At 71.1% G+C, this 12513-nt stretch carries 8 protein-coding genes; 4 read left to right on the top strand and 4 right to left on the bottom strand.

The genetic code is table 11. From position 1 onward, the window contains the following. Positions 1–1530, bottom strand: a 1530-nt coding sequence (glpK, locus tag HW445_RS06895; RefSeq protein WP_180220132.1) for a glycerol kinase GlpK, incomplete at its 3' end; no start/stop codon positions are given. Between the two features lie 93 nt (positions 1531–1623). Further along, positions 1624–2430 (bottom strand): MIP/aquaporin family protein, encoded by an 807-nt coding sequence (locus HW445_RS06890; RefSeq protein WP_180220131.1) that lies wholly within the window; start codon positions 2428–2430, stop codon positions 1624–1626. A gap of 223 nt (positions 2431–2653) precedes the next feature. Between HW445_RS06890 and metH the strand changes: the two genes are divergently transcribed. From metH to HW445_RS06870, 4 genes are all read left to right on the top strand, one after another. Beyond that, positions 2654–6169 carry a methionine synthase gene (gene metH / locus HW445_RS06885; protein ID WP_180220130.1) on the top strand — a complete coding sequence of 1172 codons (3516 nt, stop codon included), beginning with the start codon at positions 2654–2656 and terminating at the stop codon, positions 6167–6169. A gap of 178 nt (positions 6170–6347) precedes the next feature. After that, the gene (locus tag HW445_RS06880; RefSeq protein WP_180220129.1) at positions 6348–7076 is read left to right on the top strand and encodes an HAD family phosphatase; all 729 of its coding nucleotides are present in this window, start codon (positions 6348–6350) and stop codon (positions 7074–7076) included. Positions 7077–7532: 456 nt separating this feature from the next. After that, on the top strand, positions 7533–9140 hold the full coding sequence (locus HW445_RS06875) for an ABC transporter substrate-binding protein (protein ID WP_180220128.1): 1608 nt from the start codon (positions 7533–7535) through the stop codon (positions 9138–9140). Positions 9141–9250: 110 nt separating this feature from the next. Beyond that, positions 9251–10837: an ABC transporter substrate-binding protein gene (locus tag HW445_RS06870; RefSeq protein WP_180220127.1), complete on the top strand. Its 1587-nt coding sequence runs from the start codon at positions 9251–9253 to the stop codon at positions 10835–10837. A gap of 118 nt (positions 10838–10955) precedes the next feature. On the opposite strand, the gene HW445_RS06865 is transcribed toward HW445_RS06870, so the two are convergent. After that, positions 10956–11627: a response regulator transcription factor gene (locus tag HW445_RS06865; protein WP_151774701.1), complete on the bottom strand. Its 672-nt coding sequence runs from the start codon at positions 11625–11627 to the stop codon at positions 10956–10958. A 55-nt stretch (positions 11628–11682) separates the two neighbouring features. Next, on the bottom strand, positions 11683–12513 hold an 831-nt coding region (locus HW445_RS06860), incomplete at its 5' end, for a RecB family exonuclease (protein ID WP_180220126.1).

Below are 12513 nucleotides of genomic sequence, written 5' to 3'. Positions count from 1 at the left end.
CTCCTCGACCCAGTCCATCGTCCGCTGCACCGCCTTCAGCCAGTTCCGGTACTCGCGGTCGCGCACCTCCGGGTCCATCCGCGGCGTCCACTCGGCGTCCTGCCGCCAGTTGGCGCGCAGTTCGTCGACGCCCTTCCAGAAGCCGACGGCCAGACCGGCCGCGTAGGCGGCGCCGAGGCAGGTCGTCTCGGACACCTCGGGGCGCACGACGGGGGCGTCGAGGCAGTCGGACAGGACCTGCATCAGCAGGTCGTTGCCGGTCATGCCGCCGTCCACCCGCAGGGTGGCGAGACGCACCCCGGAGTCCTTGGCCATGGCGTCGGTGATCTCCCGGGTCTGCCAGGCCGTGGCCTCCAGGACGGCCCGCGCCAGGTGCGCCTTGGTGACGTACCGGGTCAGCCCGGCGATCACCCCACGGGCGTCGGAGCGCCAGTACGGGGCGTACAGGCCGGAGAACGCGGGCACGAAGTAGGCGCCGCCGTTGTCCTCCACCGAGGCGGCCAGCGGCTCGATCTCGGCTGCGTCGGAGATCAGCCCCATCTGGTCGCGCATCCACTGCACCAGCGAGCCGGTGACCGCGATGGAGCCCTCCAGCGCGTAGACCGGCTTCTGGTCGCCGATCCGGTAGCCCACCGTGGTGATGAGGCCGCTGTAGGAGTTGATGATCTTCTCGCCGGTGTTCATCAGCAGGAAGGTGCCGGTGCCGTAGGTCGACTTGCCCTCGCCCTCGGCGAAGCAGGTCTGGCCGAACAGCGCGGCCTGCTGGTCACCCAGGGCCGAGGCTACCGGGACCCCCTCCAGCAGCTCGCCGAGGTCCCCGCCGCCGATCTGCCCGTACACCTCGGCGGAGGAGCGGATGCGCGGCAGCATCGCGGTGGGCACGCCGATCGACTCGCAGATCCGCTCGTCCCAGTCCAGGGTGCGCAGGTTCATCAGCAGGGTGCGGGAGGCGTTGGTGACGTCGGTGACGTGCCGGCCGCCGTTCACCCCGCCGGTCAGGTTCCAGATCACCCAGCTGTCCATGGTGCCGAAGAGGATCTCCCCGGCCTCCGCCCGCTCCCGCAGGCCGTCCACCCGGTCCAGCAGCCAGCGCGCCTTGGGGCCGGCGAAGTAGGAGGCCAGCGGAAGGCCGGTCTCCCGGCGGAACCGGTCCTGGCCCACGTTGCGGCCCAGCTCCCGGCAGAGCGCGTCCGTGCGGGTGTCCTGCCAGACGATCGCGTTGTGCACCGGCAGGCCGGTGTTCCGGTCCCACAGCACGGTGGTCTCGCGCTGGTTGGTGATGCCGACGGCCACGATGTCCTTGCGCGTGACGCCCGCCGCCCTGATGGCTCCGGCGACCACCTCCTGGACGTTGGCCCAGATCTCCATCGCGTCGTGCTCGACCCAGCCCGGCTTGGGGAGGATCTGTTCGTGCTCCTTCTGGTCGACCGCGACGATCCGGCCGTCGCGGTCGAAGACGATGCAGCGGCTGGACGTCGTGCCCTGGTCGATGGCCGCGATGTACGGGCCGGAACTCTTCTTGTCGGTCACTGGTCACTCCCCGAGGTGTGCGGACGGGTACGTGCGGGTGGGTCGGGTGGTGCCTGCCTCACTGCGCCGGATCTCCCCCGGGCGCATGCTCCCTCAAGCGAGGAGCGCCCGGTAGAGACCCGCCGCGACGACCGCGCCGATCAGCGGACCGACGACCGGCACCCACGCGTACCCCCAGTCGGAGCCGCCCTTGTTGGGCAGGGGGAGGAGGGCGTGCACCAGGCGCGGGCCCAGGTCGCGGGCCGGGTTGATCGCGTATCCGGTGGGCCCGCCGAGCGACAGGCCGATCGAGACCACGAGCAGGGCGGTGATCAGCCCGCCCAGCGGGCCCAGGCCGTCGCCCTCGGCGTTGAGGCCCTGGGTGAGCACGCCCAGCAGCAGGACGACGGTGCCGATGACCTCCGTCGCCAGGTTCAGCAGCGGCCGGCGGATCTCCGGGCCGGTCGAGAAGACGCCCAGTACCGGCCCCGCGTCCGGTTCCCGCGCCTCCAGCGCCTTGCCGGTGGCGGTCGGTGTCTTCTGCGCGCCGGGGCCGCCGACGATCTCGTGGTCGGTCAGGTGGGCGTGGAACTGTCCGTAGTAGGCGACCCAGACCAGGGTCGCCCCGATCATCGCGCCGGCCATCTGCCCGGCCCAGTACAGCGGCAGGTCCGCCCAGGACGTCCCGCCGTCCAGGGCGAGGGCCAGCGTGACCGCGGGATTGAGATGGGCGCCGGAGACGGGGCCCGTGGCGTAGACCGCGACCATCACGGCCAGGCCCCAGCCGAAGGCGATGGAGAGCCATCCGGCGTTTCGGGCCTTGGACGCCTTGAGTGTGACGGCGGCGCAGACGCCGGCGCCGAGGAGGATGAGAAGAGCCGTCCCTACTGTCTCGCCGATGAGGATCTGGGAGCTCGTCATCCTCCGCATGGTAATGACGAGACGCGTGGGACGACACCTGAGCGTGACGGCGCGATTACGCCATGATCCGGTCCGGTGGGAGGTGCCCGCCATCCGGAGTCCGCGAAGTGGACCGGGACGCCGCTCGGTGGACGGCCGGGCTAGGCTGATCCGGTGCGCACCCCGCGGAATCGGTCCGCGACAGCGCAAAGCCGACAGCCGTCGCATCCCAGGGAGCACCTCCATGGCCTCGTCGCCGTCCCCGTCCGCAGCCGACGCCCGTGCCCGCGTCTCCGCCCTCCGAGAGGCCCTCGCCACCCGCGTGGTGGTCGCCGACGGGGCGATGGGCACGATGCTCCAGGCGCAGGACCCCACCCTGGAGGACTTCCAGGACCTCGAGGGATGCAACGAGATCCTGAACGTCACCCGCCCGGACATCGTCCGTTCGGTGCACGACGCCTACCTCGAGGTCGGCGTCGACTGCGTGGAGACCAACACCTTCGGCGCGAACCAGTCCGCCGCCGCCGAGTACGACATCGCCGACCGGATCCACGAGCTCTCCGAGGCGGGCGCCCGCATCGCCCGCGAGGCGGCCGACGACTTCACCGCGCGCACCGGCCGGCAGCGCTGGGTGCTGGGCTCCATGGGCCCCGGCACCAAGCTGCCCACCCTGGGCCACATCGGCTACCCGGTGGTCCGCGACGGCTTCCAGGCCAACGCCGAGGGCCTGCTCGGCGGCGGCGCCGACGCGCTGATCGTGGAGACCACCCAGGACCTCCTGCAGACCAAGGCCGCCGTCGTCGGCGCCCGCCGGGCCATGGAGGCCACCGGCGTCCAGGTGCCGCTGATGGTGTCGATGGCGTTCGAGACCACCGGCACCATGCTGCTGGGTTCCGAGATCGGCGCCGCGCTGACCGCGCTGGAGCCGCTCGGGATCGACATGATCGGCCTGAACTGCTCGACCGGCCCCGCCGAGATGACCGAGCACCTGCGCTACCTGGCCCGGCACGCCCGCATCCCGCTGCTGTGCATGCCCAACGCCGGTCTGCCCGTCCTCACCAAGGACGGCGCGCACTTCCCGCTGGACGCCGAGGGCCTGGCCGACGCCCAGCAGGACTTCGTCCGCGACTACGGCCTCTCCCTGGTCGGTGGCTGCTGCGGCACCACGCCCGGGCACCTGCGCGAGCTGGTGGAGCGGGTCCACGGTGTCGCCCCCGTCGAGCGGGACCCGCGCCCCGAGCCCGGTGCCGCCTCGCTGTACCAGACGGTGCCGTTCCGCCAGGACACCTCGTACCTCGCCATCGGCGAGCGCACCAACGCCAACGGGTCCAAGAAGTTCCGCGAGGCCATGCTGGAAGGCCGCTGGGACGACTGCGTGGAGATGGCCCGCGAGCAGATCCGCGAGGGCGCGCACATGCTCGACCTGTGCGTGGACTACGTCGGCCGGGACGGCGTCGCCGACATGGCGGAGCTGGCCGGCCGGTTCGCGACCGCCTCCACCCTGCCGATCGTGCTCGACTCCACCGAGGTGGACGTGCTGCGGGCCGGCCTGGAGAAGCTGGGCGGGCGCGCCGTCATCAACTCGGTCAACTACGAGGACGGCGCGGGCCCCGAGTCGCGGTTCGCGAAGGTCACCGAGCTGGCCCGGGAGCACGGTGCGGCGCTGATCGCGCTGACCATCGACGAGGTGGGCCAGGCCCGCACGGCGGAGAAGAAGGTCGAGATCGCCGAGCGGCTGATCGACGACCTGACGGGCAACTACGGCATCCAGGAGTCGGACATCCTGGTCGACTGCCTGACCTTCACCATCTGTACTGGCCAGGAGGAGTCCCGCAAGGACGGCGTCGCCACCATCGAGGCGATCCGCGAGCTCAAGCGCCGCCGCCCGGACGTGCAGACCACGCTCGGCCTGTCCAACATCTCCTTCGGCCTCAACCCGGCCGCCCGCATCCTGCTCAACTCCGTCTTCCTCGACGAGTGCGTCAAGGCGGGCCTGGACTCGGCGATCGTGCACGCCAGCAAGATCCTGCCGATCGCCCGGTTCAGCGAGGAGGAGGTCACCACCGCGCTGGACCTGGTGTACGACCGCCGCAGCGAGGGCTACGACCCGCTGCAGAAGCTGATGCAGCTGTTCGAGGGCGCCACCGCCAAGTCGCTCAAGGCCGGCAAGGCCGAGGAACTGGCGGCGCTGCCGCTGGACGAGCGCCTCAAGCGGCGGATCATCGACGGCGAGAAGAACGGCCTGGAGGCCGACCTCGACGAGGCGCTGACCACCCGCAAGGCCCTCGACATCGTCAACGACACCTTGCTCGACGGCATGAAGGTGGTCGGCGAGCTGTTCGGCTCCGGCCAGATGCAGCTGCCGTTCGTCCTCCAGTCCGCCGAGGTGATGAAGACTGCGGTGGCGCACCTCGAGCCGCACATGGAGAAGACGGACGAGGCGGGCAAGGGCACCATCGTGCTGGCCACCGTCCGCGGCGACGTGCACGACATCGGCAAGAACCTCGTCGACATCATCCTGTCCAACAACGGCTACAACGTCGTCAACCTCGGCATCAAGCAGCCGGTCTCGGCGATCCTGGACGCGGCCGAGGAGCACAACGCGGACGTCGTCGGCATGTCGGGTCTGCTGGTGAAGTCCACGGTGATCATGAAGGAGAACCTGGAGGAGCTGAACCAGCGCGGGCTGGCCGCCCGCTTCCCGGTGATCCTCGGCGGCGCCGCCCTGACCCGCGCCTACGTCGAGCAGGATCTGCACGAGATCTACCAGGGCGAGGTCCGCTACGCCCGGGACGCCTTCGAGGGCCTGCGGCTGATGGACGCGCTGATCGGCATCAAGCGCGGCGTGCCCGGCGCCAAGCTGCCCGAGCTGCGACAGCGCAGGGTGAAGGCCGCACCCGCCCTCCAGGTGGAGGAGCGCCAGGAGGAGGGGCCGGTCCGCTCCGACGTGGCCACCGACAACCCGGTGCCCGCTCCGCCGTTCTGGGGCACCCGGGTGGTCAAGGGCGTGCAGCTCAAGGAGTACGCCTCCTGGCTCGACGAGGGCGCGCTGTTCAAGGGCCAGTGGGGCCTGAAGCAGGCCCGCACCGGCGACGGACCGACCTACGAGGAACTGGTCGAGACCGAGGGCCGCCCGCGGCTGCGCGGCCTGCTGGACCGGCTGCAGACGGAGAACCTGCTGGAGGCCGCCGTCGTGTACGGCTACTTCCCCTGTGTCTCCAAGGGCGACGACCTGATCCTGCTGGACGAGGACGGCGGCGAGCGCACCCGGTTCACCTTCCCCCGCCAGCGCCGCGGCCGCCGGCTCTGCCTGGCCGACTTCTTCCGCCCCCAGGAGTCCGGCGAGACCGACGTGGTCGGCCTCCAGGTCGTCACCGTCGGCTCGAGGATCGGCGAGGAGACCGCCCGGCTGTTCGCCGCCGACTCCTACCGCGAGTACCTGGAGCTCCACGGCCTGTCCGTGCAGCTCGCGGAGGCGCTCGCCGAGTACTGGCACGCCCGGGTCCGCTCGGAGCTGGGTTACGCCGGCGAGGACCCGGACGACATGAGCGGCATGTTCGAGCTCAAGTACCGTGGCGCCCGCTTCTCCCTGGGCTACGGGGCCTGCCCCGACCTGGAGGACCGGGCCAAGATCGCCGAGCTGCTGAAGCCCGAGCGCATCGGCGTCCACCTCTCCGAGGAGTTCCAGCTCCACCCGGAGCAGTCGACCGACGCCATCGTCATCCACCACCCGGAGGCGAAGTACTTCAACGCCCGCTGAGCGCGGTCCGGGATCCGACGTCCGCCGTTCGCCGCCCGTCGTGGACGGGCGATTCGCCCGAACCGGTCGTACACTGGTCGATCCGCCGCAGGCCGGCCGCCCTCCCCGCACGGGGAGGGCGGCCGGCCTGTCGGCCCCCGGCGTTCCACAGCCCCGCTGCGCAAGGAGGTCTCCACGGATGACCAGTACGGTCCCCGCCACCACGACCCGGACGGCCGAGGAGTCCGGCCTCCAGGCGGTACTGCTCGACATGGACGGCACCCTGGTGGACACCGAGGGCTTCTGGTGGGACGTGGAGCGGGAGGTCTTCGCGGCCCTGGGCCACACCCTTCAGGAGTCCTGGCGGGAGGTGGTCGTGGGCGGGCCCATGAGCCGCAGCGCCGGGTTCCTGATCGAGGCCACCGGCGCCGACATCGCGCTCGAGGAGCTCTCCGTCCTGCTCAACCAGGGCTTCGAGGCGCGCATCGAGGAGCACCTGCCGCTGATGCCGGGCGCCGCCCGCCTGCTCGCCGAACTCCACGCCCACGACGTCCCCACCGCCCTCGTCTCCGCCTCGCACCGCCGGGTCATCGACCGGGTGCTCACCGCCCTGGGGGCCCACCACTTCCGCCTCACCGTGGCCGGCGACGAGGTCCCGCGCACCAAGCCGCACCCCGACCCCTACCTGCTCGCCGCGACCGGACTGGGCGCCGACCCGGCCCGCTGCGCGGTCGTCGAGGACACCGCCACCGGCGTCGCCGCCGCCGAGGCGGCCGGCTGCCGGGTCGTCGTGGTGCCGTCGGTCGCCCCGCTGCGGCCGGGGCCCGGCCGCACCGTCGTGAAGTCCCTGGAAGAGGTCGACCTGCGTTTCCTGCGGTCGCTGATCCCCACGCACGAGGGCGTCCGGGGCATCCGGGGCACGGAATAGGCGCAGCGCGTACACCATTCGTTCACCCCCGCTTCGGCGGGGCACTGACGCACCGTGTTTCCGGGAATACGAGAAAGGCGTAGAGCCTCTCCAGCGCGGAGATAGCCGGACCTGATTTCGGGTTTCTTTTCCGCCGATCATTCCTGTGACCTTCGCCACGTCGGAGGGGGGCGACGGCGTCCGTAATCCGTGGTGGAGCCCCCGTCGGCCCTTCCGGCGGGGGTTCTTTGTGCCCGGTTTGGGGAAATGTCGCACGAATCCTTCCGCCGCGCCGTTGTCGCTGCGTCGGCGGCCGGTTCCGAAGCGTGACGGCAAATCAGTTGCGGTCCGTTCCGGGCGTCCGGGCGGCGGCGGCTAATGTCGGCCGCGAGAAACATCCCTCGCGCCCGCGACCCGACGCGCACCACCCTCGGCCCGCCGGGTACGCGGAAATCGACAGCCTGGAGACGTCCGAGCATGAACCGCAAGACTCTGGCGCTGCCGGCCGTGATCGGCCTGGTCGCTCCCCTGATCGCCGCGTGCGGCGGATCCGACGGCGGTTCGGACGACACCTCGCTCAAGGTGGGCACGACCGACCGGATCTCCGCCTCGGCCGAGGCCCCCGCCCCGCTCGACCCCGCGTACGCGTACGACGTCGGCAGCTGGAACATCCTCCGGCAGTCGCTGCAGACCCTCCTGGTCCAGCCCCGCGGCGGCGGCGACCCGCAGCCCGAGGCGGCCGAGCACTGCGCGTTCACCGACACGGGCAACGAGCGGTACTCCTGCACCCTCCGCAAGGACCTGAAGTTCGCCGACGGTGGCCCCGTCACCGCGGACGACGTGAAGTACTCCGTCGAGCGGGTCCTGCGCATCGACTCGGAGAGCAGCGTCGCCGGTCTGCTCTCCACCGTGGACACGGTGGAGACCCGGGGCGACCGCGAGGTGGTCTTCCACCTGAACTCCGCCGACGCCACCTTCCCGTACAAGCTCTCCACCCCGGTCGCGGCCATCGTCGACCCGGACGAGTACCCCGAGGACCGGCTCCTCGACGGCTTCTCGGTGCACGGCTCGGGCCCGTACACGATGGAGGCCCAGGTCGAGGACGGCACCCTGGCGAAGGCCGTCTTCACCAGGAACCCGAACTACCGGGGCTCCCTGGACGTCCGCAACGGGCGGGCCGAGCTGGTGGCCTTCGAGACCGCCGAGGCGATGGGCACGGCCATAGCCGGGGGCGACATCGACGTGATGTCGCGGACGCTGACCCCGGACCAGGTCAACGAGCTGGACGCCAAGCCCGACGACGGCATCGAGGTGGTCGAGATGTCCGGTCTGGACATCCGCTACCTCGCCTTCGACACCGACGCCCCCGCCGTGCAGAACAAGGCGGTCCGCCAGGCGATCGCGCAGATCGTCGACCGCAACGAGCTGGTCGCCCGGGTGTACGGCGCCCAGTCCGAGCCGCTCTACTCACTCGTCCCGGCCTCCCTGCCCGGGCACTCCAACGCCTTCCTGAACAAGTACGGCGAGCCGAGCGCCGCCAAGGCGGCGAAGATCCTCGACGAGGCCGGCATCAGCACCCCGGTTCCGCTCGACCTGCACTTCACGGTCGACCACTACGGCTCCGCCACCGCGGAGGAGTTCGACGTGCTGGCCGACCAGCTCAACGCCAGCGGGCTCTTCACGGTGGGCGACCCCAAGGGCGCGCCGTGGAAGGAGTTCCGCCCGGCGTCCCTGAAGGGCAAGTACGAGGTCTGGGGCATGGGCTGGTTCCCCGACTTCCCGGACGCCGACAACTACCTGGCGCCGTTCCTCGACAAGAAGAACTTCCTCGGGTCCCCCTACGCCAACAGCAAGGTGCAGCAGGTGCTGATCCCCCGTTCGCGGCGCGAGCCCGACCGGATGGACGCGGCGCCGAGCCTGACCGAGGTGCAGGACATCGTCGCCGAGGACGTCCCGGTGCTGCCGCTGTGGCAGGGCAAGCAGTACATCGCCGCCCGCGACGACGTCACGGGCACCGCCTACGCGCTCAACTCCTCCTCGACGCTCCAGCTCTGGGAGCTGGGCAAGGGCGTCGGCTCCGAGTGACCCCCTCCCGCCGGTCCCGTCCCGCGGGCCGGCGGGGACACCCCCCCCACATCGCAGCCGGGCTCGGCCGAGTCCGGTCTCCGTATCCAACGCACGACAAGGCTCATCACGTGAAGAGACATCATCGGTGGCCGGTTCTGCCCGCGCTCGCCGCCCTGTCCGCGGGTCTGCTCGCCGGCTGCGGCACGGGTGAGGAGGCGGGCGACAACGCCGACTCCACGGTCGTCGTCGGCATGACCGACGACGTGCTCGCCACCGACCCGGCCTCCGGCTACGACCCGGGTTCCTGGCTGCTGTTCAACAACGTCTTCCAGTCGCTGCTCTCCTTCCCCCGGGGCGGGATCGAGCCGAAGCCGGAGGCCGCGGAGGAGTGTCACTTCACCGACGCCCACACCCAGGTCTTCGAGTGCACGCTCCGCGACGGCCTGGAGTTCAGCAACGGCGACCCGTTCACGTCCGAGGACGTGAAGTTCACCTTCGACCGGATGCTCAAGATCAACGACCCGTCCGGCCCGGCCGTCATGTTCGCCTCGCTCGACAAGATCGAGACGCCGGACGAGAAGACCGCCGTCTTCAAGCTGAAGTTCCCGGACGCGACCTTCCCCAGCAAGATCGCCTCGGGCGCCGGCTCGATCGTCCCGCGGGGCGAGTACCCGGCCGACAAGCTGCGTGAGGACGGCGAGGCCGTCGGCTCCGGCCCCTACCAGCTCGACTCGTTCGACGAGGACAAGGCCGTCTTCTCCCTGAACGCCGGTTACAAGGGCACCGCCGAGACCCGCAACGCGGGCGTCACCCTCAAGCTCTTCCGCGGCGACCGCGCCGCCCTGAAGACCGCGCTCACCGAGGGCGAGGTGGACGTGGCCTACCGAGGCCTGGCCGCCAGCGACATCGCGGACATCGAGCAGAACAGCACCGGCGACGAGGAGATATCGGTCCTCGAGGGCAACAGCGCCGAGGTCCAGCACCTGGTCTTCAACGTCAAGGACCCGGTCGTCGGCAACGTGGGCGTCCGCAAGGCGATCGCCTACCTGCTGGACCGCGAGGCCCTGATCGACAAGGTCTACGAGCAGACCGCCACGCCGCTGTACTCGATCGTCCCGGCGGGCATCACCGGCCACAACACGGCCTTCTTCGACACCTACGGCGGCAAGCCGTCCAAGACCGCCGCGGCGCAGGCGCTCACCGAGGCGGGCGTCACCGACAAGGTGAAGCTGACCCTGTGGTCCACCCCGGACCGCTACGGCCCGTCCACGGACGACGAGTTCGAGGCGATCGCCGAGCAGCTCAACTCCAGCGGGCTGTTCGACGCCCAGGTGAAGTCGGTGAAGTTCGACCAGTACGAGAAGGACATCGCCGACGGCAAGTACGGCGTCTACGTCAAGGGCTGGGTGCCGGACTACCCGGACCCGGAGAACTTCACCGGTCCGTTCTTCGGCGAGGGCAACGTCCTCGGCAACAACTACGAGAACAAGACCATCACCGAGGACCTCGTCCCGGCCACCGCCGCCCAGCGGGAACGTTCCGCCACGGCCAACGACTACGGCGAGCTCCAGGACATCGTGGCCGAGGAGCTGCCGATCCTGCCGGTCTGGCAGGCCAAGCAGTACGCGGTCGTCCGCGACGGCGTGTACGGCCTCGAGAAGTGCCTGGACGCCTCGACGGTGTTCCGCTTCTGGGAGATCAGCAAGAGCAGCTGACCCGGTGCGGGACGGCGGAGCCCCCACCCGGGATCCCGGGTGGGGGCTCCGCCGTCCCGCGTCACGGGCGGCCGCCGGGCGGGACCGGGTGGGCCCGCCGGCAGCCCTCGCCCCGGGCTCACTGGCCGCCGGGACGGACCAGACCGCTCTCGTACGCGTACACCGCCGCCTGCACCCGGTCGCGCAGCCCCAGCTTGGTCAGCACGTGCCCGACGTGGGTCTTCACCGTCGTCTCGCCCACGAACAGGTCCGCCGCGATCTCGGCGTTGGACAGGCCGCGCGCCACCAGCTTCAGCACCTCGACCTCACGCTCGGTCAGCGTGCGCAGCGCGTCCGGCACCGTCTCCTCGCCCGACGGCAGGTGGGTGGCGTACTTGTCCAGCAGCCGCCGGGTGATGCTCGGCGCCAGCATCGCCTCACCGGCCCCCACCACGCGGATCGCCTGCACCAGCTCGTGCGCCGGGGCGTCCTTCAGCAGGAAGCCGCTGGCCCCCGCGCGCAGCGCCTCCACGACGTACTCGTCCAGGTCGAAGGTGGTCAGCACCAGCACCTTGGCCGGGCCGTCGCGCTCCGGACCGGTGATGCGGCGGGTCGCCTCCACCCCGTCCATCCGCGGCATCCGGATGTCCATCAGGACCACGTCCGGCTGCATCGTCCGGACCTGGTCCACGGCCTGGCGGCCGTCGCCGGCCTCGCCGACGACGGCGATGTCCTGCTCGGCCTCCAGGATCATCCGGAAGCCGGTGCGCAGCAGAGGCTGGTCGTCCACCAGCAGGACGCGGATCGCCACGTGACATCTCCCTCGGTCTCCGGCCGGCGACGCAACCCCCGGCGGCCGGCCCGGTTCATTCTGCCGTGCGCGGCGCCGGCGTGGGCAGGGTGACCGGCAGCGGGTACGGCGGGGGCGTGCCGCCGAACTCCGGGCAGCGATCCTGATGATCGCACCAGTCGCAGAGCCGGCCGCGGCGGGGAAGCCACTCGCCGGTCGCCGTGGCCAGGGTGATCGCCTCCCACAGGGCGAGCAGTCTGCGCTCCACCCGCTGGAGGTCGGCGGGAACCGGGTCGTACGTCACCACGTCGCCGCTGCCCAGGTACACCAGCTGGAGGCGGCGCGGCAGCACCCGCTTCAGCCGCCACACGACCAGGGCGTAGAACTTCATCTGGAACAGGGCCTCCTCCGCGTACTGCGGGCGGGGGGCCTTGCCGGTCTTGTAGTCCACGATCCGGACCTCGCCGGTGGGCGCCACGTCGACCCGGTCGATGATCCCGCGCAGCCGCAGGCCCGACTCCAGCTCCGTCTCCACCGTGAACTCCCGCTCGACGGGCTCCAGGCGGGTCGGGTCCTCCAGCGTGAACCAGCGCTCCACCAGCCCCTCGGCCTCCTCCAGCCACCGGGCCAGACGGGTGCCGTCGGGGTCGTCGGCGAACAGTTCCATCACCTCGGGACGGCTCTCGCGCAGGCGCTCCCACTGGCCGGGCAGCAGGTCACGGGCGCGGGGCGCGGTCCGCTCGGCGGCGGGGACGTCGAAGAGGCGCTCCAGCACCGCGTGCACCAGCGTGCCGCGGGTGGCGGCCGCGCTGGGCTTCTCGGGCAGGCGGTCGATCACCCGGAAGCGGTAGAGCAGCGGGCAGCGCATGAAGTCCGCGGCACGCGAGGGAGACAACGACCTCGGCGG

This window comes from Streptomyces sp. UH6 (assembly GCF_013421635.1).
GTDB lineage: Bacteria > Actinomycetota > Actinomycetes > Streptomycetales > Streptomycetaceae > Streptomyces > Streptomyces abyssomicinicus.
Note: the sequence above shows the minus strand (reverse complement) of the source record. Positions and strands in the feature narration are given on the sequence as shown.

What these genes read in the sequence shown, in the direction of transcription:
- HW445_RS06890 (WP_180220131.1), bottom strand. Translation starts at nt 2,430, where the DNA reads ATGACGAGCTCCCAGATCCTCATCGGCGAGACAGTAGGGACGGCTCTT.
- metH (WP_180220130.1), top strand. Translation starts at nt 2,654, where the DNA reads ATGGCCTCGTCGCCGTCCCCGTCCGCAGCCGACGCCCGTGCCCGCGTC.
- HW445_RS06880 (WP_180220129.1), top strand. Translation starts at nt 6,348, where the DNA reads ATGACCAGTACGGTCCCCGCCACCACGACCCGGACGGCCGAGGAGTCC.
- HW445_RS06875 (WP_180220128.1), top strand. Translation starts at nt 7,533, where the DNA reads ATGAACCGCAAGACTCTGGCGCTGCCGGCCGTGATCGGCCTGGTCGCT.